The 24,090-nt window shown below is 64.0% G+C and carries 25 protein-coding genes; 19 read left to right on the top strand and 6 right to left on the bottom strand.

From position 1 onward, the window contains the following. Positions 1-9 precede the first annotated feature (9 nt). Genes B059_RS0109705 through B059_RS0109695 form a run of 3 tightly spaced genes read right to left on the bottom strand, consistent with a single transcriptional unit; the run spans position 10 to position 2,452 of the window. The gene (locus tag B059_RS0109705) at positions 10-363 is read right to left on the bottom strand and encodes a cupredoxin domain-containing protein (protein ID WP_018078056.1); all 354 of its coding nucleotides are present in this window, start codon (positions 361-363) and stop codon (positions 10-12) included. A 7-nt stretch (positions 364-370) separates the two neighbouring features. Next, positions 371-1,903, bottom strand: coding sequence for a carbohydrate porin (locus B059_RS0109700; protein WP_018078055.1), 1,533 nt, complete (start codon positions 1,901-1,903; stop codon positions 371-373). Between the two features lie 3 nt (positions 1,904-1,906). Continuing rightward, positions 1,907-2,452 (bottom strand): iron transporter, encoded by a 546-nt coding sequence (locus B059_RS0109695; RefSeq protein WP_018078054.1) that lies wholly within the window; start codon positions 2,450-2,452, stop codon positions 1,907-1,909. A 346-nt stretch (positions 2,453-2,798) separates the two neighbouring features. On the opposite strand from B059_RS0109695, the gene B059_RS0109690 reads away from it, so the two are divergent. The 4 genes from B059_RS0109690 (at position 2,799) to B059_RS0109675 (ending at position 6,878) form a co-directional block, all read left to right on the top strand. Then, the gene (locus B059_RS0109690) at positions 2,799-3,455 is read left to right on the top strand and encodes an ArsR/SmtB family transcription factor (protein WP_018078053.1); all 657 of its coding nucleotides are present in this window, start codon (positions 2,799-2,801) and stop codon (positions 3,453-3,455) included. 60 nt (positions 3,456-3,515) lie between these two features. Further along, positions 3,516-4,262, top strand: a complete 747-nt coding sequence (locus tag B059_RS0109685; protein WP_018078052.1) for an MBL fold metallo-hydrolase — start codon at positions 3,516-3,518, stop codon at positions 4,260-4,262. Between the two features lie 2 nt (positions 4,263-4,264). Then, the gene (locus B059_RS0109680) at positions 4,265-5,572 is read left to right on the top strand and encodes an MFS transporter (RefSeq protein WP_018078051.1); all 1,308 of its coding nucleotides are present in this window, start codon (positions 4,265-4,267) and stop codon (positions 5,570-5,572) included. Between the two features lie 73 nt (positions 5,573-5,645). After that, positions 5,646-6,878: an MFS transporter gene (locus B059_RS0109675; protein ID WP_018078050.1), complete on the top strand. Its 1,233-nt coding sequence runs from the start codon at positions 5,646-5,648 to the stop codon at positions 6,876-6,878. Positions 6,879-6,909: 31 nt separating this feature from the next. Here the strand turns inward: B059_RS0109675 and B059_RS0109670 are convergent, their stop codons facing one another. Further along, positions 6,910-8,241, bottom strand: coding sequence for a hemolysin family protein (locus tag B059_RS0109670; protein WP_018078049.1), 1,332 nt, complete (start codon positions 8,239-8,241; stop codon positions 6,910-6,912). A 410-nt stretch (positions 8,242-8,651) separates the two neighbouring features. Here B059_RS0109670 and B059_RS0109665 point away from each other — a divergent pair, with 410 nt between their 5' ends. The 3 genes from B059_RS0109665 (at position 8,652) to nirD (ending at position 14,355) form a co-directional block, all read left to right on the top strand. Beyond that, positions 8,652-11,333, top strand: coding sequence for a nitrate reductase (locus B059_RS0109665; protein WP_018078048.1), 2,682 nt, complete (start codon positions 8,652-8,654; stop codon positions 11,331-11,333). Between the two features lie 223 nt (positions 11,334-11,556). Beyond that, entirely contained in the window at positions 11,557-14,013 is a 2,457-nt protein-coding gene (nirB, locus tag B059_RS0109660; RefSeq protein ID WP_018078047.1) for a nitrite reductase large subunit NirB, read from the top strand. Positions 14,014-14,022: 9 nt separating this feature from the next. After that, positions 14,023-14,355 (top strand): nitrite reductase small subunit NirD, encoded by a 333-nt coding sequence (nirD, locus tag B059_RS0109655; protein ID WP_018078046.1) that lies wholly within the window; start codon positions 14,023-14,025, stop codon positions 14,353-14,355. Positions 14,356-14,403: 48 nt separating this feature from the next. Here the strand turns inward: nirD and B059_RS0109650 are convergent, their stop codons facing one another. Next, positions 14,404-15,393: a universal stress protein gene (locus B059_RS0109650; protein ID WP_169333076.1), complete on the bottom strand. Its 990-nt coding sequence runs from the start codon at positions 15,391-15,393 to the stop codon at positions 14,404-14,406. 166 nt (positions 15,394-15,559) lie between these two features. Here B059_RS0109650 and B059_RS21105 point away from each other — a divergent pair, with 166 nt between their 5' ends. The 4 genes from B059_RS21105 to B059_RS0109630 all read left to right on the top strand — a co-directional run bounded on the left by B059_RS21105 (position 15,560) and on the right by B059_RS0109630 (position 18,640). Further along, entirely contained in the window at positions 15,560-15,748 is a 189-nt protein-coding gene (locus B059_RS21105; RefSeq protein ID WP_169333075.1) for a DUF2238 domain-containing protein, read from the top strand. A 61-nt stretch (positions 15,749-15,809) separates the two neighbouring features. Continuing rightward, positions 15,810-15,962, top strand: a complete 153-nt coding sequence (locus B059_RS20790; protein WP_018078043.1) for a hypothetical protein — start codon at positions 15,810-15,812, stop codon at positions 15,960-15,962. A gap of 480 nt (positions 15,963-16,442) precedes the next feature. Beyond that, the gene (locus B059_RS0109635) at positions 16,443-16,967 is read left to right on the top strand and encodes a gluconate 2-dehydrogenase subunit 3 family protein (RefSeq protein ID WP_157273664.1); all 525 of its coding nucleotides are present in this window, start codon (positions 16,443-16,445) and stop codon (positions 16,965-16,967) included. Then, positions 16,964-18,640: a GMC family oxidoreductase gene (locus B059_RS0109630; protein ID WP_038058485.1), complete on the top strand. Its 1,677-nt coding sequence runs from the start codon at positions 16,964-16,966 to the stop codon at positions 18,638-18,640. The genes B059_RS0109635 and B059_RS0109630 overlap by 4 nt, the downstream gene beginning before the upstream one ends. Positions 18,641-18,686: 46 nt before the next feature. On the opposite strand, the gene B059_RS20335 is transcribed toward B059_RS0109630, so the two are convergent. Further along, a complete protein-coding gene (locus tag B059_RS20335) occupies positions 18,687-18,842 on the bottom strand; it encodes a PEP-CTERM sorting domain-containing protein (RefSeq protein WP_081601602.1) in 156 nt (51 codons plus the stop codon). Between the two features lie 300 nt (positions 18,843-19,142). Between B059_RS20335 and B059_RS0109625 the strand changes: the two genes are divergently transcribed. From B059_RS0109625 to B059_RS0109590, 8 genes are all read left to right on the top strand, one after another. Then, complete coding sequence (locus tag B059_RS0109625; RefSeq protein WP_018078040.1) at positions 19,143-19,439, top strand: transposase; 297 nt, start codon at positions 19,143-19,145, stop codon at positions 19,437-19,439. After that, on the top strand, positions 19,436-20,290 hold the full coding sequence (locus B059_RS0109620) for an IS3 family transposase (protein WP_018078039.1): 855 nt from the start codon (positions 19,436-19,438) through the stop codon (positions 20,288-20,290). Before B059_RS0109625 ends, B059_RS0109620 begins: the two co-directional genes overlap by 4 nt. Positions 20,291-20,690: 400 nt before the next feature. Continuing rightward, positions 20,691-21,122, top strand: a complete 432-nt coding sequence (locus B059_RS0109615; protein ID WP_018078038.1) for a YciI family protein — start codon at positions 20,691-20,693, stop codon at positions 21,120-21,122. 25 nt (positions 21,123-21,147) lie between these two features. Continuing rightward, positions 21,148-21,528 carry a VOC family protein gene (locus B059_RS0109610; protein WP_018078037.1) on the top strand — a complete coding sequence of 127 codons (381 nt, stop codon included), beginning with the start codon at positions 21,148-21,150 and terminating at the stop codon, positions 21,526-21,528. 7 nt (positions 21,529-21,535) lie between these two features. Further along, positions 21,536-21,934, top strand: coding sequence for a YciI family protein (locus B059_RS0109605; RefSeq protein ID WP_018078036.1), 399 nt, complete (start codon positions 21,536-21,538; stop codon positions 21,932-21,934). A gap of 70 nt (positions 21,935-22,004) precedes the next feature. Next, positions 22,005-22,490, top strand: a complete 486-nt coding sequence (locus B059_RS0109600) for a VOC family protein (protein ID WP_018078035.1) — start codon at positions 22,005-22,007, stop codon at positions 22,488-22,490. A gap of 64 nt (positions 22,491-22,554) precedes the next feature. Next, positions 22,555-22,959 (top strand): SRPBCC family protein, encoded by a 405-nt coding sequence (locus B059_RS0109595; RefSeq protein ID WP_018078034.1) that lies wholly within the window; start codon positions 22,555-22,557, stop codon positions 22,957-22,959. Positions 22,960-22,977: 18 nt separating this feature from the next. Next, entirely contained in the window at positions 22,978-24,090 is a 1,113-nt protein-coding gene (locus B059_RS0109590) for a WD40/YVTN/BNR-like repeat-containing protein (RefSeq protein WP_018078033.1), read from the top strand.

Here is a 24,090-nt window from a genome sequence, read left to right as displayed (position 1 = left end):
CATCCTTTTTTATTTCACGACGATGCGGGTGCGTCCGGTGTTCGGGTGAAATTCGTCGAAGAACTCGTATTCGCCGGGCTTGAGCGGGGCGATCACTATGAATGACGCCGCACCCGGTGCGAGCACCTTCTCTTTGCGGAGCTGCAGGCTTTCGAATTCGATGGCGTCGCGCCCCTCGTTGCGTATCACGATCTTGAAACGTACGCCGGCCGGCACGTTCAGCGTGTCGGGGATGAACCGTCCGGCCCTCGCCACCACGCTGTAGGTGAGCAGGTCGGCGCCCTGCGCGACAGTGGGCAGGAGAAATACCGCCGCCGCGAAGACAGCGGCGAGCTGGTCGAGGATGAACCTGTTCGTGTTCATGGCAACCTCAATAGTGCAATTGCGCGCGCAGCCCGAGCACGCTGACATTTTTGGCGCCGGGGTTGCCACCCATTCTCCAGATATGCTGGAAGTCGGGGGACAACTCGAATTGCGGGCTGATGCGATAGCGATAGTAGAGTTCCGCCACTTTCTCCGCGCCGTCGGGCATGAAAGTGAAATCGGGCGTGCCGTCGCTGTCCAGGTCGCCCGAGCCGCCGGCCGCGCGGTAATCGCCGCTCGCCTGCAGCCAGCCGCCCGCCAGGCCGATGGCGTCCGCACCCCGGTTCCAGTAGGCGCCATTGAACTCGGCGCCAAGAGTGAGCGCGCGATCGAAAGGCACCTTGCCCTTGGCCATCTGGCCATAGCGGCCGAACAGGGTCACGCCGTCGCCTACCCGCTGGTCTGCGGAAATGCCCCAGCCCACTTGCTTGGCGCTGGAACCGTCGAGCTGGGTGCCTTGCCCCTGGTTCCACGCGTAGAACCGGTAATTGCCGGCGAGGCCGTAAAACCTGAGCGAGGTCTCGGCCTGGGCCATGACCAGGGGGGCCGAGAAGAAACGCTGGTAATTGGCACCCTCGCCGGTGCCGAACACGCCGAGAGAAAGCCGCCAGGTTTCCGGTTTGCGGGTTTCGTTGAGATAGGAGGCCACGAAGCCCGGCTGGAATCCGTTGGCATCCACCCCGATCTGGCCGCCGGCGTCAAGAAGCGGGCTGTGCGTGAAGATGGAATTGAGGAACTGGACGGACTCATCCCCCGCGGCGGCGTTCTGGTCGAAGAAGCCGAAGATGTCCATCTTGCCGAAGGTAAGCTCCAGGGTTTCGCGCGAGCGGGGCTTGAAGCCGCCGAAGGGCAGGGGAATGGAAGCCTGGTACCAGGCCTGCCCCAGGATCGCCACCGAGTCGTCGGGGCTTGCGCCACTGGCTCGGAAGGCCACGGCATTGGGGGCGCTGGCGAACGCGCCCAGGTTGGCGAAGGGACTGTTCAGCCCCAGGCCCTGGCCCATCCGGAAATGCGCGAAGAGCTTGTGATCGACGTTGCCGATCGGCTCCAGCGGAAGCTCGGCCGTGACATCGGCACGGTAGTTGAGCTGGCTGTTGCCGTCGGCGGTGCGCTTGGGCAGCCCGGAGGGCATCTGCGCCACCGTGGTCAGACTGATCCCGGCTTTCAGCCCTTCCAGGCTGTCGATTGTCTTTGCCGATTTCTTCATGTCCAGCACGTCGGTTTCCACCGCCTTCAGGCGCGAGGTGAGCTCGGGTTCGTACTGGCTGACGTTGTCGCTCTCCAGGCCTTTCGTCACATCCGTCTGCGCCTGCTCGAGGGAGGCGACGCGCTTTTCGAGCTCGGCCGGCGACGATGCTGTCGCGCCGTTGCTCCGGATTTGCCGTTCCAGTTCGGTGTTGCGTTTTTCGAGCTGGTCCACGCGTTCGCTGAGCTTCCGGATCAGGTCCGTCAGTGCCGTTTCGGAGGCCGCCGCGGGGGCTGGCAGCGCGACCAGCAGGGCGGCGGCGAGTGCCAGCGGTCGCGTGGGAATTCGGGCCATGGCTCAATACCCGCCTTTCTTGCCGATGCCGACGTAGGTGAAATCGTATTCGACGGCAAAAGGCTTGAACCAGGGACGCACGCCGGTGAGGCGGTCGGTATGGCGGCCGAAGTGGGTCGCGGCGGAAGGCGGATGGATGGTGTACTTGACGTGGTACTTGCCGGGCCCCATGAGCGTCACGTTGTCGCCGTAGTGCGGGCCGTCGTTCGCCACCATGGCCATGAAGTCGCCGGCGATCTTTTCGCTGGCGCCCTGCTTGGTGACCTCGTATTTGATCGTCAGATAGGGTATCCAGGCGCCTTCGTCGAAGCCGTTGGGATTGTTGGCCAGCGCGTGGATGTCGGCTTCCATGTGCACGTCGGAATCCTTGGCCGCGCGCATCATGCCGGCCGGCTCCATCTCGACGGGCTGCAGGTAGACAGCGGCGATTTCCATGCCGTTGCGTTGCTGTGGCGAGCCGATTGGGTATTCGACGGCGAACGCTGTTGTGGCCAGGCTTGCCGACAATGCCGCCACGGCGACGGGGGGGATGAAATTGCGAAGAACCACGGGCCTCTCCTTGTTTGGGATCGATGACGATTGGCTGGCTATAAGAACGCAGAGGTCCGTTGGCTGGCTTGGAATTCGAGTTGTTCCGACAGCGTCGGCTTGCCGTTATGCCTGCCGCAATACGCTAGCGGTACCGCTCCATCACGTGACTTAGCCTCGTTTCCCGGCGTCGCACGGCCCGGGCTTGGCCGGACTTTGCCGTCGTCGGTCAAGTCGAGCGCCTGGCACGCAGCAATATTAATGATAATCAGAACTGTTAGCAATAACGTTTTTGTCCCATGCGGCTGGAAGGTGGGTGGTTGAAATATGCCTTGCATCATTCTAATAATCGCGAGAATATTGGTTCATGGACAAGCGCCACACCAAAGACCTTCTCTACGAAGCCGTCGCCCGCATCGGCAAGGCGGTTTCCAGCCCCAAGCGGCTGGAGTTGCTGGAATTGCTGGCGCAGGGCGAAAAAACCGTGGACGCCCTGGCTGCCGAAGCCGGAATAGGCATCAAGCTCGCCAGCGCGCATCTCAAGGTGCTGAAGGCTACGCGGCTGGTCGAAGCGCGGCGCGATGGACGCTTCATCGCCTATCGCCTGTCGGGCGAGGACGTCAGCGCGTTGTGGGTCAATCTGCGCACCGTCGCGGAAGAGCACCTGGTCGAACTCAAGGTGGAAATGGAGCGCATTTTTGCCGCGCCGGAAAAGCTCGACGCCGAAACGCGGCGCTCGCTGATGGAAAAAGCGCGGCGCGGCGACGTGGTGGTGATCGATGTGCGTCCGTCCGCCGAATATGCCAGTGGCCATCTGCCGTTCGCGCGCTCACTGCCGCTGTCCGAACTCAAACAGCGGCTGGCTGAACTGCCTGCCGACCGCGACATCGTCGCCTACTGCCGCGGGCCGTTCTGCATGATGTCCGCCGAAGCCGTCGCGTTGCTGAAGGAACACGGCTACCGCGCACGCAAGATCGCCGACGGCATCCCCGAATGGCAAGCAGCGGGTTTGCCGCTGGCTTGAGTTTGATGTGATCCCGCCCCGGCTTTCCGTTCGCTCCGAATACCCATCAAGGAGATAGCCATGTTTTTCCGCCAGTTGCTGGCCAAGGATGCCACCCTGTCCTATTTCTTCGGCTGCGGTTCCTGCCACGTCGGCGTCGCCGTCGACCCCGTGCTCGGCGACGAGCAGAGGTTCATCGACGAAGCCGCGAAACAGGACGTGAAGATCACGCATGTGATCGACACCCATGTCCATGCCGACCACTTTTCGGGCGGCCGCAGCCTGGCCGAGCTGGCCGGCGCGGCCTACTGCCTGCATGAATCCAATAAAAGCCGGGTGAAGTATCCGTTCGAAGCGCTCAAGGACGGCCAGCGCATCGACGTCGGCAACGTCGTCATCGACGTGCTGCACACCCCCGGCCACACGCCCGACTCGATCTGCCTGCTGGTCACCGACAAGCGCCGCGCCCCGGCTGGCGAAAATGCGACGCCGTGGTTCGTCCTCACCGGCGACACCCTGTTCGTCGGCAGCGCCGGGCGGCCCGATCTCGCCGGCAGGGAAGCCGAGATGGCAGGGCAGATTCATGACACCCTGCACCAGCGCCTGCTGACGCTGCCGGCCGAGGTCGAGCTGTATCCCGGCCACACCTCGGGCAGCGTCTGCGGCGCCGGCATGTCGGGCAAGCCGATGTCGACCATCGGCTTCGAGAAGCGCTGGAACCCGATGCTGGCGATGAGCCGGGACGAATTCGTCGCCACGCTGACGCAGTCGATCCCGCCGCGCCCCGCGGAAATGGACCGCATGGTCGGTTTCAACCTCGGCAACTGAATATGCCACTCGTTCACGACGTGGCGGAATACCGCTACGGTATCCGCCACAACGTCGCCCAGTTTTCGCACCAGCTGGTGCAGGTGTTCTTTGTCGGACTGACTATCGGCATGTTTCGCACCGTGGTGCCGGCGCTGGCCGAAACCGAGTTCGGCGTGGCCCGCGGCTCGTTCATGATGCTGATGGCCTTCGTCACCGCCTTCGGCTTCGTCAAGGGCACGCTCAACTTCGTCGCAGGGCGGCTGTCCGAGCGCATCGGCCGCAAGAAGGTGCTGTTCCTTGGCTGGCTCGCTGCCGTCCCGATGCCCTTCATGATCTTTTATGCGCCGAACTGGAACTGGATCGTGGCCGCGACGGTGCTGCTGGGGATCAACCAGGGCCTTGCCTGGTCGATGACGCAGACGTCCAAGCTCGATCTCACCACAGCCAACCAGCGCGGGCTGACCATCGGGCTGAACGAATTCTCCGGCTACTTCGGCGTCGCAGTGGCAGGCATCGTCACCGGCTACCTCGCCACCGCCTATGGGCCGCGCGAGGGGCTGATGCTGTTCGGTCTCAGCGTCATCCTGCTGGCCGGCTTCCTGACGCTGCTGTGGGTCAAGGACACCCTGCCATGGGCGCAGGCCGAAGGCAGGAAGCACGCCGCCGGCCAGATGACCGGGCCGAAACCGCGTTATCCCGTCAACATTTCGGACACGCCCGGCACCTGGGACGTGTTCACCCTGATGTCGTGGCGCGATGCGCGCATGGCGTCGATCAGCCAGGCCGGCCTCACGGAAAAATTCGTCGATGCGCTGGTGTGGGTGTTCTTTCCAGTCTACCTCTATCAGCGCGGCTTGAGCCTCGCCGGGGTCGGCTGGGTGGTGGGGGTGTACGGCTTCGTCTGGGGCATCTCGCAATTCTTCACCGGCCACTGGTCCGACCGCGTCGGCCGCAAGAAGCCCATCGTCGCGGGCATGTGGCTGTGCGGTGTCGGCGTCGCGCTGGTGCTGCTGGGCGAGGGCGAGCTGTGGTGGTCGTTTGCTGCCGCGGTGATGGGCTTCGGCATGGCGTTGTTGTACCCGACATTGTCCGCCGCCGTCTCCGACATCGCGCATCCCAACTGGCGCGGCTCGGCGATCGGCATATACCGCTTCTGGCGCGACCTCGGCTACGGCATCGGCGCGCTGCTGCTGGGCGCGGTGGCGGCGCTCGCTGGCGGCATCGAGGCGGGATTCTGGTTCACCGCTGGCGCCATGTTCGTTTCCGGCGCCATCGTGCTGCTGGCGTGCGAGGAAACCCACCCGCGCCTCAATCCGGATGCCAGCTGAAGAGAACCCTTTTGGAACGCATGCGGGAAGGGGCGTAAGCTCCGCCGATCATGCAGCCGAACCGGAACCCGCCGTGGACTTCGCCGAACCTGACGGACGCAGCCCGATGACCGCCTCGTCCCGCGGCAACATCCTGATCCTGGCGCTGAGCCAGGCCTTGACGCTTTCCGCGGTTGTCCTGTCCATGACGCTCGCCGCGATTCTCGGAAGCATGCTTGCGCCCGACCAGGGGTGGGCGACGCTGCCGGTGGCGGCCATGGTGATCGGCACCGCCATCGCCTCGCTACCGGCGGCCATGCTGATGCGCCGGCATGGCCGCAGGCCGGGGTTCCTGCTGGGCGCGCTGCTGGGCGTCGGCGGCAGCCTGCTGTGCGCGCTCGCGCTCCGGCAGGGCAGCTTTGCCGGTTTTGTCGTCGGCCATTTCCTGCTTGGCAGCTATCAGGGATTCGCCAATTACTACCGCTTCGCCGCCGTCGAGGCGGCCGGGCCGCAGCGTGCAGGCAAGGCCGTTTCCCTGGTGGTGGCCGGCGGCGTGGCCGCGGCCTTCCTTGGCCCCCAGCTCGGCCAATGGGGACGCGACTGGATCGGCGGGCACCTCTTCGTCGGTTCCTATCTGGCGCAGGGCGTCCTGAGCCTCGTCGCACTGGTGCTGCTTTCCCGCCTGCGGCTCCCCGGGATCGTCGTTGCCCATGTCAGCGCCGTCCGCCCGCTGCGCGAAATCCTGGGCCAGCCCGCGCTGCGCGTTGCGATCTTCGGCACGGCCATCGGCTATGCGGTCATGATCATGGTGATGACGGCGACGCCGTTGGCGATTTTGGGCTGCGGCCTGCCGGAAACGAGCGTGACGCCGGTGATCCAGTGGCACGTGGTGGGAATGTTCGCGCCTTCCTTCTTCACCGGCTCGCTGATCCAGCGCTACGGCGCGCCGCGCATCATGCAGGTCGGGTTTGCCCTGCTGCTGGGCCACGTCGTGCTGGCCCTGTCCGGCGTCGACTTCCTGCATTTCCTGTCGGCGCTGGTGTTGCTCGGCGTCGGCTGGAATTTCGCCTTCATCGGCGGCACCACGCTGCTGACCCAGACTTACCGGCCGGCCGAACAACTGAAAGTGCAGGCGGTGAACGAGTTCACCGTCTTCGGTCTGGTGGCGCTGACTACCCTGTCGGCGGGATGGCTCTACGACCGCTTCGGCTGGATCGCGCTGAATCTCGCGGTGGCGCCGCTGCTGGCCGCTGCGCTGATCGCGGTTATCGGCATCGAGCGCCGGTTGCGCCGGCCGGCGATGGCAGCGGTCGGCGAGAAGGTCTGATCGCTGCGGTTGCGAGGATGCCCGCCAGGCGTCAAGCCGGCTCGGCTGGCGTGTCGGGCGTGTCGGGCGACGTGTCTTGCGCGGGCGAAATCGGCGTGGCGAGGATCTTGTCGATGCGCTTGCCGTCGAGGTCGACCACTTCCAGCCGCCAGTTTTCCCAGACCAGGATGTCGCCGGTCTGCGGCAGCCGTCCGGACAGCCACATCACCAGTCCGCTCAGCGTGTGGTAGCGGCCGCGGTCTTCCTCCGGCACGCTTTTCAGTTCCAGCCTGTCCTTCAGTTCGGGGATCGGGATCAAGCCGTCGAGCAGCCAGGAGCCGTCCTCGCGCTGCACCGCCCACGCCTCGGCCTGATTGCGCGGCTTGAATTCGCCGGTCACCGCTTCCAGTACGTCCTGCATGGTGACCAGGCCATTGATCTCGCCGTATTCGTCGATCACCAGCACCATGTAGGTGTCCGACGCGCGGAACTGTTCCAGCAGATCCATGCCGGTCAGGCTTTCCGGCACGTACACCACCGGCATCAGCTGCGCGGCGAGGTCGGGGCGGCCGCCCCGTAGCGTCTGGTTGAGCAGCTGCTTGGCGCCGACGATGCCGAGCACCTCGTCGAGCCCGCCCCTGCAGACCGGAAAGCGCGAGTGTTCCGATTCGGTCAGGCGGCGCAGGTTTTCCTCCGGCGGCAGCGTGATATCGAGATAGATGATGTCGGCGCGCGGGATCATCAGCGAATGGATGTGGCGTTCGTCGAGGCGGAACACGTTGCGCACCATCTCGCGTTCCTGCTGCTCGATCACGCCGCTCTCCGAGCCTTCCTCCAGCAAGGCGTGGATTTCCTCCTCGATCACGCCTTCCTGACTGGACGGCTGCTTGCCCAGCAAGCGCAGGATCGCGTCGGTCGACCCCGCCAGCAGGCGCACGAAGGGGCGCGCCAGAATCGCCAGCAGATGCATCGGGCGCGCCACCCGGCGGGCGATGCCCTCGGGGTTGAACTGGCCGATGCGCTTCGGCACCAGTTCGCCGACGACGATCGAGACATAGGTGATGACGATGACCACCAATGCGGTCGCGGCGATGTGGCTGGTTTCCGTTTCCAGCCCGAGCGACTGCAGCCACTGCGCCAGCGGCTGCGCCAGCGCCGCTTCGCCGACGATCCCGCTGAGAATGCCGATCGAGGTGATGCCGATCTGCACCGTCGACAAAAAACGCGTCGGGTCGTCGTGCAGTTTCATCGCGACCGCTGCCGAGGCGTCGCCGTCCTCGGCCAGCCGTGCCAGGCGGGCGCGGCGCGCCGTCACCAGGGCGATTTCCGACATGGCGAACATGCCGTTGAGAATGATCAGAGCGGTCAAGAACAGGATTTCCATGGATGATCCAGTGGGGTTTGACGGGCCGGGCCGGCCGGAGCGGAAAAATCAGGCCGGGCTGCGCAGATGCGGTTCATTCAGGGGCGTCCAGATTTCTTCGGGTATCCGCTGTTGGTTCGGATTGGCGCCGTTGCGCCCATTTTAAATGAATTGACGTTAATCGGCCCCGGCTGCGCCGCCATGCCTCAGCGCGCACATTTCCTTTCATTGCCGGCCGGTTTTCCTGGCAATGGTCCGGCTGTCCTCGCGGGTTGAGCGCTGCACCAAATTGCAGCACCGCATCCCTCCCGTGCACCTAGGTTGCGCGCATCTCCGGCTTCGCGCGCCTCATCGCCCCGCCAACCGATTGAATTCATTACGTCGATACGCACTGGCACAGACCCTGCTGACAGACCAGGAAAGGAGCCATCATGTCCGATGTTTCATCTGTCTGCTGTTATTGCGGCACCGGCTGCGGGGTGCTGATCGAGGCCGGCGCCGGGAAGATCGCCGGCGTGCGCGGCGATCCGGCGCACCCGGCCAACCGCGGCAAGTTATGCACCAAGGGCGCGACGCTGGCGCTGTCGGCGCAGGCATCGGGACGCGCCCTGCATCCCGCGCTGCGTAGCGGCAAGGCCTTGCCGCGCCAGCGCGTGAGCTGGGATGTGGCGCTCGATCATGTCGCCGGGAAATTCGGCGCTGTCATGCGCGAACACGGTCCCGACGCGGTGGCGTTCTACCTGTCCGGCCAGCTCACCACCGAGGCCTATTACGTCTTCAACAAGCTGGCCCGGGGGCTGATCGGCACCAACAACATCGACACCAATTCGCGCCTCTGCATGTCGTCGGCGGTGGCTGGCTACAAGGCCACGTTGGGCGCCGATTCGCCGCCGGGCTGCTACGACGATATCGATCACGCCGGGACGATTTTCATCGCCGGCTCGAACACGGCGTATGCGCACCCGGTCCTGTTCCGCCGCATCGAGGCTGCGCGCCGCGCCAATCCGGATCTGAAGCTCGTCGTGGTCGATCCGCGCCGCACCGACACGGCGACGGATGCCGACCTGCATCTCGCCCTCCTGCCCGGCACCGACGTCGCGCTGTATCACGCCATGCTCAATGTGATGCTGTGGGAGGAACTGATCGACCGCGCGGCCATCGCCGCGCACACCGAAGGCTGGGAGGCGCTGCGCGACCTGGTGCGCGACTACACGCCGGAAAAGGTGGCGCCGATCTGCGGCGTGGCGGCGACCGACATCGTGCAGGCGGCGCGCTGGTTCGCCGCCGGGCCGACGCTGTCGCTGTATTGCCAGGGGCTGAATCAATCCACCTGCGGTGTCGACAAGAACACCGCGCTGATCAACCTGCATCTGGCCACGGGGCAGATCGGCAGGCCGGGTGCCGCGCCGCTGTCGCTTACCGGCCAGCCCAATGCGATGGGCGGGCGCGAGGTCGGCGGACTGGCGAATCTGCTGTCGGCGCACCGCGATCTGGCCAACTCCGAACACCGCGCCGAGGTGGCGCGGCTGTGGGGGGTGGACACCGTGCCGGCGACGCCAGGCAAGACCGCGGTGGAAATGTTCGAGGCGGTGCGGCGCGGCGAAATCAAGGCGATCTGGATCGCCTGCACCAACCCCGCGCAATCGCTGCCTGACCAGAACAAGGTTCAGGAAGCGCTGCTGGCGGCCGAATGCGTGGTCCTGCAAGAGGCCTTCGCCGACACCGAAACCGCGGCCTTCGCCGACGTGCTGCTGCCGGCCGCCAGCTGGGGCGAGACCGACGGCACGATGACCAACTCCGAGCGCCGCATTTCGCGCGTGCGCGCGGCGGTGCCGCCGCCAGGCGAGGCGCGCGCCGACTGGGATATCGTGTGCGACTTCGCCCGGCGGCTGCTGCCGGAGCCGGGTGCGCGCCTGTTTCCCTATGCCGGCGCCGAGGAAATATTCAACGAGCACCGCGAGACCACGCGCGGGCGCGATCTCGACATCACCGGCCTGAGCTACGCGCGGCTCGATGCCAGCCCGCAGCAATGGCCGTTTCCAGAGGGCGCGGCGACGGGCACTGCGCGCCTGTATGTCGACGGCATCTATCCCACCGCCAGCGGCCGCGCGCGCTTCCATGTCGCACCCTACCGCCCGCTGGCCGAGGCGATCGACGCGCGTTACCCGCTGCATCTCAACACCGGCCGCCTGCGTGACCAGTGGCACGCGATGAGCCGCAGCGGCCGCGTGGCGCGGCTGTTTGCGCACGCCGACACCCCGGCGCTGGCGATGAACGTACGCGATCTCGAATTGCGGCGACTGAAAGCCGGCGACCTGGTGCGCGTGAAAAGCCGCCGTGGCGAGGTGATCGTCGCGGCCGAGGCGAGCGACAGCGTGCGTCCCGGCCAGTGTTTCCTGCCAATGCACTGGGGCGCGCGCTTCATGGCGGGGCGCGGGATCAACGCGTTGACCCTGCCGCTGTTCGACGCGGTGTCGAAGCAGCCCGAGCTCAAGCATGCCGCGGTACAGGTGACCCGGGCCGAGCTGCCGTGGCGCATGGCCGTGCTGGCAACGGGCGACGGCACGCTGCTGCTCGATACGGTACAGCCCTTGCTGCGGGCGTGCGACTACGCCGCAGCCGGGCTGGCCGGGCGCGACCGCGATGTACTGACGCTGCGCCTGGCCCATGCGCAGGCGTTGCCCGAACCCTTGCTGGCGGCGCTCGACGCCGCGCTGGGGCTCGACGATCCGCTCGCGGTGATGCATTACCAGGACAGTCCGCGCGGCATCTCCAAGCGCGTGCGGGTCGATGCCGGCAAGGTGACCGCGGTGCGGCTTAGCGGTGAAACGGCAGCCTTCGAGTGGCTGCGCGACGCCATGGTCGAGGGCGTGGGGGTGGCCGCGCTGCGCAGCTGGATGCTGGCGCCGGTGACGCGCCCGCCGGCAGACGGGGCGGGGCGCGGCCGTATCGTGTGCAATTGCCTGAATGTGGCCGAGCCCGCCATCGTCGCCGCGATTGCATCGGGTGCCGGTCTGGCCGCGCTGCAATCGAACTTGAAGTGCGGCAGCGAATGCGGTTCCTGCATCCCGGAACTGAAGCGGTTGATCGCCGGGAGCCGGGCGGCGGCGTAGGTCTGGTGCGTCGCGGCACCGCAGTGGTGCGTACGCGCAGGGTGGCGTTCCGGGCGGAGGAATCAAAGGCAATGAAAACAGGGCGTTGCGGCGATCGGGCTGGATGGCATGGTGCTTGCTGAACCTGACAATGAGGACGCCGTCATTGCGGCGAAGCGTGGCACCGGGCAATAGCGGCCGGCACTTCGTTCCTCGCATTGGGTCTTTCGTTTGGAGTGGTGAGATGGATATGAGTACGCCCGTGGGCCGCGGCCCCAAGATGAAGCTCGTGATGATCGGCAACGGCATGGCCGGGGTGCGCACGCTGGAGGAACTGCTGAAACTCGCACCCGATCTCTACGACATCACCGTGTTCGGTGCCGAACCGCACCCCAATTACAACCGCATCCTGCTGTCGCCGGTGCTGGCCGGAGAGCAGACGGTCGACGATATCGTGCTGAATCCGCTCGACTGGTACGCGGACCACGGCATCACCTTGCACCTGGGCAAAAAGGTGGTGAAGATCGACCGCAGCGCACGCGAGGTGGAGGCCGAAGACGGCACCCGCGCCGGCTATGACCGCCTGCTGCTCGCCACCGGCTCGAATCCCTTCATCCTGCCGGTGCCGGGTGCCGACCTGCCCGGTGTCATCAGCTTTCGCGACATCGCCGACGTCGACGCGATGATCCGCGCGTCCAGCCAGTACCGCCACGCCGTCGTCGTCGGCGGCGGCCTGCTGGGCCTGGAGGCCGCCAACGGCCTGATGAAGCGCGGCATGGACGTGACCGTCGTGCACCTCGCGCCGTGGCTGATGGAGCGCCAACTCGACGAACCCGCTGCGCGCCTGCTGCAGCAGAGCCTCGAAGAAAAAGGCATGCGGTTCCTGCTGCAGAAGCAGACCGCAGAACTCATGCAGGGTGGCAGCGGGCGCGTCGCCGCGGTTAAGTTCGCCGATGGCGAAATCATCCCTGCCGACCTCGTCGTGATGGCGGTCGGCATCCGCCCCAACACCGAACTCGCCGAATCCACCGGGCTGCACTGCAAGCGCGGCATTGTCGTCAACGACACGATGCAGACCTTCGACCCGCGCATCTATTCCATCGGCGAATGCGCCGCGCACCGCGGCGTCGCCTATGGACTGGTCGCGCCCCTGTTCGAGCAGGCCCGCGTGTGCGCCAACCATCTGGCGCATTACGGCATCGGTCGCTACCTGGGGTCGGTGACCTCGACCAAGCTCAAGGTCACCGGCATTGACCTGTTTTCCGCCGGCGACTTCAGCGGCGGCGAGGGCAGCGAATCGATCCTCTATTCCGACCCCATCGGCGGCGTCTACAAGAGGCTCGTCATCAAGGACAACAAGCTGGTCGGCGGCGTGATGATCGGCGACACCGTCGACGGCGCCTGGTATTTCTCGCTGCTGCGCGACGGCAAGGACGTGTCCGAATTGCGCGACCACCTGATGTTCGGCCAGGACCACTGCGGCAACCTCGGCCACCAGGGACACAACCGCGCCACGACGATGACCGACGACATGGAGGTGTGCGGCTGCAACGGCGTGTGCAAGGGCGACATCGTCAAGGCGATCCGCGAGAAGGGCCTGTTCACGCTGGAGGATGTGCGCAGGCACACCAAGGCGTCCGCCTCGTGCGGCTCGTGCACCGGCCTGGTCGAACAGATTCTCGCGGTGACCGCGGGCGGCGATTACTCCGACGCGCCGAAGGCCCGATCGGTATGCGGCTGCACCGACTACACCCATGAAGCCGTGCGGGCGGCGATCCGGCAGAACAGGCTGCTGACGATTCCGCAGGTGATGGCCTTCATGGAATGGCGCACGCCCAATGGCTGCGCCTCCTGCCGCCCGGCGCTCAACTATTACCTGATCTCGACCTGGCCGGGCGAAGCGGAGGACGATCCGCAGTCGCGCTTCATCAACGAGCGCGCCCACGCCAACATCCAGAAGGACGGCAGCTATTCGGTGATCCCGCGCATGTGGGGCGGGCAGACCACGCCGGCCGAGCTGCGCCGCATCGCCGACGTTGCCGAGAAATACGCCATTCCCTCGGTGAAGGTCACCGGCGGCCAGCGCATCGACCTGCTGGGGGTGAAAAAAGACGATCTGCCGAAAGTGTGGGCCGACCTCGACATGCCGTCGGGGCACGCCTATGGCAAGGCGCTGCGCACGGTGAAGACCTGCGTCGGCTCCGAGTGGTGCCGCTTCGGCACCCAGGACTCGACGCAGATGGGCATCGACCTCGAGAAGGTGTTCTTCAAGATGTGGGCGCCGCACAAGGTCAAGCTCGCGGTATCGGGTTGCCCGCGCAACTGCGCCGAGGTCGCGATCAAGGACGTCGGCATCATCGGCGTCGATTCCGGCTGGGAGATCTATGTCGGCGGCAACGGCGGCATCAGGACCGAGGTCGCGCAGTTCCTGGTCAAGGTGAAAACCGCCGACGAAGTGCTCGAATACACGGGGGCGTTCCTGCAGCTGTATCGCGAGGAGGCGCGCTATCTCGACCGCACCGTGCACTACATCGAGCGCGTCGGCCTCGACACGGTGAAAAAGAAAATCCTCGATGACGCCGAAGGCCGGCGCGCGCTGTACGAACGCCTGCTGTTCGCACTGTCGGTCGAGCGCGACCCGTGGGTCGAGCGCGCCAGGGAAGGCAAGCTGAAGCATGAATTCGAAACCGTCGCTGCATAAGGAGCCGACATGAACCAATGGACCGACATCCTGGATGTGAACGACATCCCCAAACTCGGCGCGCGCGTGGTGCGCCATGGCAGCCTCGACATCGCGGTGTTCCGCACCGCCGACGATGAAGTCTTCGCGCTCGAAGACCGCTGCCCGCACAGGGGCGGGCCGCTGTCGCAGGGCATCGTGCACGGCAGGCGGGTGGCCTGCCCGATGCACGGCTGGAACGTCGAACTGGATTCCGGCTGTGCGGTAGCGCCGGATCAAGGCTGCGCGCGCGAGTTCCCGGTCAGGGTCGAGGGCGGCCGGGTGTGGCTGGAGCGGGCGGCCGTCGGCCTCGCCGCTGTCTGACCGCGCCTGCCGGCCTGGCGGCGCCCGCTTGCAGCGATGAAACGTCGCTCACCCGATCATGATGACGTCGCAAACGCTGTTGCGCAGGGCGTGCCGGGCCACGCTGCCCAGTCGGCCGCCGTTCTTTCCCATCACGATGAGATCGAAATGGAGCTTCTCCGTCCATCTTCGTATCATGGCCGGCGGGTAATCCATTTCGACCGCCCGCGAAATGCGGCCGTCTTTCCATTCGGCGACCAGCTTGTCGATTTCCCTGACGGCGTGGTCGTGAAAGTCTGAACGCAAACGCCTGATTTGTTCCTCAGGCACACCGAGTTGCCGGAGTCGATCGTGATCCGGCACCTGGAATGCATGCAACAGAAGGATCGTCGCATTGGGTGCCAGCGCGCTTGCCTCGCGAACCGTGGCGGCTGACCGCTCGGTCAAATCAACGGCGACACCGATCTTGCCATAGGGCGCGTCGGCTTTCTGCTTGACGATCAAAACCGGCCGCTTTCCCCTGGCGAGGACGTTTTCCGCCGTGGTGCCGACAAACAGTTCATCGGCAAAATGTTCGCCGTGGCTTCCGAGAACAATCAGATCCGCATCGTACGACTCCGCCGCTTCGATGATGCCGGCCTCGACTTCGGCGATCTGGACACGGGGCCGGATCGTGATGGACGGCGCCGGCTCCAGCCGATCGACAAAATCGTAAAGCTGCGAAAAAAAGGAATTGATGAGATTTTCTTCGACGACGGGCCGGGGATCGGGCAGGAGCGCGCAGAGTGCGTCCACTGATGCTGGGGTGATGACATGCAGGATATCGAGTGCCGCCTGATGTTCAGTGGCCAGCAGAACGGCCCGGTCGAGCGCCTGGGTCGCATATTGAGAGAAGTCTGTTGCCACCAAAATCTGTTTCATTTTCTGATGACCCATTTCCTCACGTCGAATGGCGGGCGGTCGCGGATGCGCCCGCCTGACGTACAAGGCGAGTATGGAATGATTGCGCAGATCCGGCAACCCGCAATGCGGCAAACCCACTGGCCAGGGTTGCAGCATCGTGATTGCCGATACACCATCGCGGCTTGACCGGGTTGCGGATTTTCGCGACTCGCAGAAATCACGGCGAACAGGTAACGAGCAGAATGGACAGCAGTTCCCGCTCCCCAGCCCCCGAGAAAAACACGGCCGATCTGGCCACCCGCGTCCAATCGTCTGAACCACCATGCAAAAGCCCATGCTCGGCGATCCATCGGGGCTGACCGACACGATGTGGGACATGATCGTCAATGCGCTGGGTGCCCTGACCCTCAGCGCGCTGGGCGGGTGGTATATGAAGCGGCGCGAGCGCTCTTTCATCGAAGCCTGGATTCGAAGGCTCATCGAACGCCCTCCGCGCCTGTTCCGCCATTGACTCCTTCACCGGCCTGGCCACCCTGCGCGACCCCGCGCAACACTTCGAAACCGCCGAGGAAATGCTGCTCGCGCTGGAGCGCGGCGAAGCCAGCCCGCTGCTGCGCCGCCGCGCGCCGCTGATTGAACGTTCTCCAGCCGGCGCCTGGCCGCTCCTCGCGGCGATCTCGATTGCGTTGAATCTGATGTTGCTGTTTCTGCTGCTGGCGAGCTGAGAGGGGCTGCTTGATGCGCCGTGCAAGCAATGCACGCGCGGTGGACGCGCAATGTTGCAGTGGTGGACGTGGAGTGGGGGGAGGCTCTGGGCTTTCCGGCGGTTGTCTCTTGTTCGGCCAATGCTGCCGGTGGCTATAGCTCAGTTGAGTGGCAGGAGTAGCGCAGGTTGCAGACGTTGGTGCGGAACGCGGTCTGAATGACCGCTTGCGCCATCGATGACAGATGGCACTCGACCCTGAAGAGACTGTCATGGTGCGTTGTCGAACGTCCATTCAGCGCCAAACAGCGGCCATCTGCAATCGGACGCCACCTGGTTTCAAGCTTTAGAATGTGGGGGCGCAGTCAGTTCAATTTTTGCCTAAACGGTGCAATATGGGCCCAGGAAAGATGCGTGGGGGTTTTTGGCGTCGTCGAGCTCTACCAGGCTGCTTTACGAATGGAGCCAAGCCAGTTTCGCTGCTAAATAAGGGGTGACAGGCATGGGCGTATCACGCAGGTTGGTATTGAAAGCCCTGGGACTGGGGGGGCTGATGACCTTGGCGGGAGGGATCGCGTGGAAATTCAGGCATAGGCTGACTCCCTTTTCAGAAAGGGATGAGAAAATCCTTTCGCGCTATATCGATCTTTTCATCCCGGCGGATGAGTCACCCGGGGCACTGGATTTGAAATTGGATGCAAGCATCATCAATAAGGCTCGCGGCAATTCCGAGTATGCGTGGCTCATGCGGCAGGGGTGTGCATGGTTGGAGCAAGAGGCGCAGTCTGTTTTCCGGGTCGCGTTCCTGGGGTTGCCCGAGGATCGGCAGATCATTTTGATCGAACGCCTTTCCTTGCAGAAACGCGGCAGTGCAGGCCTGAGGTTTTTCCAGACGCTCCGGGAAGACCTGTTTGGGGAATTTTACGCCCGGCCGGAAAGCTGGATTTCCCTGGGTTTTAACGGCCCCCCCCAGCCGCTGGGCTTCACGGATCAGGCCTTGCCTGTTCGACGGGACGGTCGGTTGTGAGCGATCAGAATCACGATGTAGTCATTATCGGAGCCGGGGCGGGTGGTGCTGCTGCGGCTTGGGCATTCGCCTCGAAAGGCATACGGGTGCTGGTGCTTGAAGCCGGTCCCGCGTTCAATCCCTTGACTGATTACAAGCTGAATGAGGCCACTTGGGAGTTGTCCCGCTTTCCCGAGGAAAAGGTCAGGCACAAGGCAGTCTATGGCTTTGGCGAAATGCAGCCACTTGAATCGCGCTGGGATACCCTGCGTTCCTGGAACCGCGTCCAAGGCAGGCTGAATGCGACCAACAGACGCCATGGCTGGAAATATCACCATGTGCGGGGTGTGGGGGGCAGCACCCTGCATTTCACCGGAGAGGCGCACCGACTCAATCCGCAGGCCATGAAAATGTATACCCGCTTCGACGTGGCAGCAGATTGGCCGCTCGATTACTCCGAGTTGGAGCCCTATTACGAAATCGCAGAACATATCGTCGGCGTCGCCGGTAGTCGGGCGAACTCCCTCGTTTCGCGTCGGGCGGATTTCCCCCTGCCCGCTCATCCCCTGAGTTATGCCAGCCAAGTGCTCGCCAGCAGCGGTGAAAAGCTGGGCTTGCACTGGGAGCCCAACGCTCGCGCGGCGCTGTCGCGGCCTTATGACGGCCGGCCTGCCTGCAACTATTGTGCAAACTGCAACCGCGGCTGCCCGCGCATGGACAAGGGCAGCGTTGACGTCACCTTCATGCGCAAGGCTTTGGAGACGGGAAAATGCACCCTCCTAACCAATGCCCCGGTCCAGCGGATCAACGCTGGATCCCATGGCCGGATACATTCCGTCGAATATACCCAGGGAGATGTGCGGCACAAGATCAACACCCGTGTCCTGGTGATGGCCTGCGGTGCCGTGGAAACGCCGAGGTTGCTCCTGCATTCCAGAAACAAGTTCGCTCCCGAAGGGTTGGCCAACGAAAATGGTCTCGTCGGGCGCCATTTCATGGAAACGGTTGCCTGGCATAGCAGTGGGCTCCATCCGGATAATCTGGGCAGTTTTCGGGGCTTGCCGGCGGATGTCATTTGCTGGAGCCATAATGCACCGGATGCCATCCCGGGGGTGATAGGCGGTTGCCGTTTTGCATCGGGGGTGGCCGAGGCGGATCTGGTGGGGCCCGTCAACTACGCCAGGCGCGTGGTATCCGGCTGGGGGCGAAGTCACAAGCAGGCCATGCGGCAGGACTTTGGGCGCGTGCTATCGGTGGGCGCCATTGGCGAGTCGCTGCCGAATGAACGCTCGTTTGTGGATCTCGATCCGGAGCTGAGCGACGAGTTTGGCAACCCGGCGGCGCGCATCCACAGCTTTTTGCCAGAGAGCGAGTTGCGGCGCATGGCGTTCATGGCCACGACATGCCGGAATATTCTTCAGGCGACAGGCGCTGAAGAATTGGTGGAGGAGTATGGAACCCACGATTTCTTCAGTGCCACCCATGTATTCGGGACTTGCCGCATGGGGCACGACGCCCGGAATTCGGTGGTTGATGCAACCGGGCGCGCTCATGGCTGGAAAAATTTGTATGTCGCCGATGCCAGCGTGTTTCCAAGCTCAGGCGGCGGGGAATCTCCCTCTCTTACCATCGAGGCCTTGGCCCTGCGCACCGCCGATCACATCCGGGCTGCGTTTGCGCAGCGGGATCTCTAGCAAAAAAGCCGCGGAATACCGCGGCTTTTTCTTGCAGGGAGTGGGCCTATTTCTTGCGGATGCGGGACAAGGCCAGCCCCAGCACACCGATGGCCAGCAAGGCCAAGGTTTCCGGCTCGGGAATGGGATTTGGTGCTGGTATATTTCCAGCGAAGGCTGTTAAGGTGAGTGCCCACAAAGCTACAGCAGATAATGCACGCATATCGGTCTCCTTTGATTCTGGCTACAGGAAAACATAACCTGCAAACTTTCCAAAGCAAGCAACGCGCCAATTTTATAGATTGTGTGGACTATCAATACGTTACGTTTTACTGGTGGATGGGGCTTCGCCCGGGCGGGGGGGGCTGTAAAAAAAACCGACATCATTTGCGTTTCAATATGGGTCAAGCGGTATGCAAAGAACCGCGAGCAACCACCGTACAGGACTGCATGACCTCTCCTGATCCTACCCACGTTTTGTGGGCAGTCTGGAGAGGGCATACTTGCTCTGAAGGGGTATGTCATGGAACGCAAGGAACGCAGGCACCACACGCGGGAATTCAAGCTTGAGGCAGTACGGCTGGTGGGTATGGGTGACAAGACCAAGGCGCAGGTAGCGCGGGAACTGGGGATTCGGGTCAACCAGTTGCGCCAGTGGCGTTTGGAATTCGAGGAAGCGGAACGCAACGGGACGATACGGCCTGAGTTGGCGACCGCCGAGCACGACGTCGAGAAGCTTCGCAAAGAGAATGCCCGACTCCGTGAGGAGATTCAGATTTTAAAAAAAGCGGCCATCTACTTCGCGAAGGCATCGGTGTGAAGTACGCCTTCATCGAAACACAGCGCAACGATCATTGTGTACGCACGCTGTGCAAGGCGTTGCGGGTCTCGGCAAGCGGGTACTATGCCGCCAGGAACCGGCCGCCCAGCGCGAGAACACAACGTCAGTCGGCGTTGGTCCTCAAGATTCAGGAAGCGCACGTCGCCAGCCGCCAGTCCTACGGGGCACCCCGGGTGCATGCCGAACTTGCCGCCCAGGGTGTGGCCTGTTGCCGCAACACCGTCGCCAAATTGATGCGCCAGGAGCAGATTGTCCCACGGACGATCCTGAAGTTCAGGGTTACGACCAACTCGGGTAATACAAAGGCGGTCTCGCCCAATCTCCTCCGGCGCCGCTTCAAGGTCAAACGCCCCAATGCCTGCTGGCTGAGCGACATCACGTACATTCCGACACGCGAAGGTTGGCTGTATCTGGCAGCGGTGATGGACTTGTATTCACGGGCCATTGTGGGTTGGGGAATGAGTCCATCCCTCGACAGCAAACTGGCAACGGATGCTTTGCAGATGGCGATTGCCCGGCGCGGCGTTCCCGAGATCGTCCACTCGGACCGGGGTTCGACCTACGCGACCTGGCTATACCGGGATCTCATCCGCAAGCACCTGATCCGACAGAGCATGAGCCGCAAAGCCAATTGCTGGGACAATGCGCCAATGGAAAGCTTCTTTCATTCCCTGAAGACCGACCTGGTCATGCACTGCGACTACCAAACCCGGGATGAAGCGCGTGCCAGTCTGTTTGAGTACATGGAAGTGTTTTATAACCGTCAGCGACACCACTCAACCATCAACTACGCAGCTCCGCTGGCTTTCAAGGAATTAACAATCGCCTGATCCGACTGTCCATCGTCTGTGGGTAAGATCACGACCGGCCGATCAACACATTGGACGCGAATGACGGAAACGAGCCGGTTTCTGCCGGCCAAGTTTGATCCAGTAAGCGGCTTCTCACCCAAATTGGCATAAGAAGCCGAGAGACGGCTTCGGCTGATCAAGAAACACCCACCGCAACCCATATTGACCTCCGATTCGGGTCGAACGCGTTCATAAACTCCGCTTTCAGCATGGCTCCGACCGCAAGGACCGGGGAACAGGGCTGGCTTCGCGCCCCCTTTTTGGACCCCGGTATTTATTTTCAGTCCGCATGTCGATTCCGGCGGGGCTGGCTCGTCGTGGAGACAGCCCCCGGAATTCCACGGCGGTTGCATCGTATATATAGATACAGGAGAAGCCCATGCGTTACATGATCATCGTCAAGGCCACGCCTGAAACGGAGGCCGAAACCATCCCGGTCAAGGCCGATCCGGGATTACTGGCCGAGATGGCCGACTACCATGAACAATTGATGAAGGCCGGCGTGCTGCTCGACGGCTCCGGCCTCAAGCCGAGTTCGCAGGGCTGGCGCATCCGCTATGACGGCGCTACGCGCACCGTCATCGACGGTCCTTTCGCCGAAACCAAGGAGCTGATTGCGGGCTATACCCTCATCCAGGTGAAATCGCGCGCGGAGGCGATGGAATGGGCACGCCGCTTTCCCAATCCCGCCGGTCGTGGAAAACCGGCTGAAATCGAGGTGCGGCCGCTGTATGAACTCGACGACTTCGGGCTGTCGCCGGAGATCGATCGCATGAAAAAAATGGCGCTGGACGGCGGGAATGCCGCCTGAGCCAGCTATTTCAAGGAGAAAAGACATGAACAATCCCGTCATCTGGTTCGAACTCTATGTCGACGACATGCCACGTGCGCGTGCCTTCTACGAGCGCATGCTGGGCGTGACGCTGGAAAAACTGAATAGCCCGGATAGCCTCGCCGGTATCGAGCTGTGGGCCTTTCCCATGGCCATGGATCGCGGCGGTGCCGGCGGCGCGTTGGTGAAGATGGCGGGCGTGCGCCCGGGCGGCGGCGGTACGCGCGTCTATTTCGCCTGCACGGATTGCGCGGTCGAGGCACAACGCGCCGTCGAAGCCGGCGGTACCCTGTTCCGCGCAAAAATGTCCATTAGCGAATACGGCCACATCGCGCTCGTCCACGACATCGAGGGCAACCTAGTCGGCCTGCACTCGATGCAATGAGCGCGCCATGTGGTGGAAATCCCTGTCGATGCGAAACGAGGACACTGCGATGCGTTACATGTTGATGATCGTCGAGCCACGCGGCCAGCGCGACACCCGCAGCGAGGACGAAGGCCGCGCGCTCTACGCCGAGATGGTCGAATTCGGTCAGGGGCTCGCTGCACGCGGCCAGCTCGTCGCCAGCGAATCGCTGCGCCCGGACAGCCACGGCGTGCGCGTGCAGCGGCGCGGCGAAGCGTCTGCGCTGGTCGACGGTCCTTTCGCCGAAGCGCGCGAAATGGTCGGCGGCTTCTATCTGATCGAATGCGCGAACCGCGACGAGGCCGTGCGGATCGCCGAGAACTGCCCCGCCGCGCGCTTCGCCACCGTCGAGGTGCGCGAGTGCGCGCCGTGCTACGTGAACTGAAACCCGTGAAACGAGGCAATGCCCCGGCTCCTGAAAGCGCTGCATGCCTTGGTCTCAAAGGAGAAATGCCATGACTGGGATCGCCAAGAACACGATTTGTCTCTGGTTCGATGGAACCGCCGAGGACGCGGCACGCTTTTACGCCGCCACCTTTCCGGACTCTTCGGTCGACGCGGTGTATCGCGCACCGGGGGATTTCCCCTCCGGGAAGCAGGGGGACGTGTTGACGGTCAGTTTCACCGTGCTGGGCATTCCCTGCCTCGGGCTCAACGGCGGTCCCGCGTTCAGCCACAGCGAGGCGTTCTCGTTTCAGGTCGCAACCGACGACCAGGCCGAAACGGACCGCTACTGGAACGCGATCGTCGGCAATGGCGGCGAGGAGAGTGCGTGCGGCTGGTGCAAGGACAAATGGGGAGTGTCCTGGCAAATTACGCCGCGGGCGCTGACGGACGCGATCGCCGACCCCGATCCTGCTGCCGCCAAGCGCGCGTTCGATTCGATGATGACGATGCGAAAGATCAACATCGCCACGATCGAGGCGGCGCGCCGCGGCTGAGATGTCCGGATTCGAGCCGAGCCGCGATCCCGGACGAAACGCCATCATCCCTGAGGAGCCCTTCATGAAAGTGACCGTTGAAACCACCGTGGCCGCGCCGGTCGATGCCGTCTGGCGCGCCTACACCACCCCCGAGGCCATCGTGCAGTGGAACGCTGCCTCGGACGACTGGCACACCACCGCTGCCAGCGTGGATCTGCGCGAAGGCGGCGCCTTCTCCTCGCGCATGGAAGCGAAGGACGGCAGCGAAGGATTCAATTTCGCCGGGACCTACACCCGCATCGTGCCCGGGCGCCTGATCGAGTATGCCTTCGGCGACCGCAACGCGCGGGTCGAGTTCGACGCGCTGGACGAGGGCGTGCGTGTGCGCGTCACCTTCGATGCCGAGACCACGCATCCGGTCGAGCAGCAGCGGGCCGGCTGGCAGGCCATCCTCGACAATTTCGCGCGCCACGTGATGGCGCGCTGACGCAACAAGGAGCGATTCATGAGCCGTATCCGTGTGCTGGTGGGGACGCGCAAGGGCGCGTTCATTCTGATGTCCGACGCGGCGCGTCGCGACTGGCAGGTGAGCGGGCCGTTCTTCGGCGGTTGGGAAATCTTCCACATCGCCGGTTCGCCGGCGAATCCGGACCGGCTCTACGCCTCGCAGACGTCAAGCTGGTTCGGCCAGGTGATCCAGCGTTCCGACGACGGCGGGCTCACCTGGAACCCGGTCGGCAACGACTTCGCCTACATCGGCGACCCGGGCACGCATCTCTATTACGACGGCACGCCGAAACCCTGGACGTTCAAGCGCGTGTGGCATCTGGAGCCTTCGCCGAGCGACCCGGACACGGTCTACGCCGGCGTCGAGGACGCCGCGCTGTTCCGCTCGACCGACGGCGGCCAGAGCTGGCAAGAGCTGCCCGGCCTGCGCGAACAGCAGGGCGCGAAATGGATGCCGGGCGCCGGCGGCATGTGCCTGCACACCATCCTGCTAGACCCTGTGAACCCTGCGCGCCTGGTTGTGGCGATCTCGGCGGCGGGCGCATTCCGCAGCGACGACGGCGGCGTGAGCTGGAAGCCGATCAACCGAGGCCTGCACTCGCAGTACATTCCCGACCCGGACGCCGAAGTCGGCCACTGCGTCCATCGCATCGCGCAACACCCGGCGCGCCCCGGGACGCTCTTCATGCAGAAGCACTGGGACGTGATGCGCAGCGACGACGCCGGCGAGTCGTGGTTCGAGGTGAGCGGCAACCTGCCGAGCGACTTCGGCTTCGCCATGGCGGTGCACGCGCACGATCCGGACACGGTCTACGTCGTGCCGATCCAGAGCGACTCCGAGCACTATCCGCCCGAGGGCAAGCTGCGCGTCTATCGAAGCAGGAAAGGCGGCAACGACTGGGATGCGCTGACCGACGGCCTGCCGCAGGAACACTGCTATGTGAACGTGCTGCGCGACGCGATGGCGGTCGACACGCTCGACTCCTGCGGCGTGTATTTCGGCACCACGGGAGGCCAGGTCTACGTCTCGGCCGATGCGGGGGACCACTGGCAGGCGATCGTGCGCGACCTGCCGGCCGTACTCTCGGTCAGCGTGCAGACGCTGCCCTGA

The sequence above is a fragment of the Thiobacillus denitrificans DSM 12475 genome (assembly GCF_000376425.1).
Taxonomy (GTDB): Bacteria; Pseudomonadota; Gammaproteobacteria; order Burkholderiales; family Thiobacillaceae; genus Thiobacillus; species Thiobacillus denitrificans.
The sequence above is the reverse complement of the archived record's forward strand: the minus strand, read 5'-3'. Positions and strand labels throughout refer to the sequence as shown.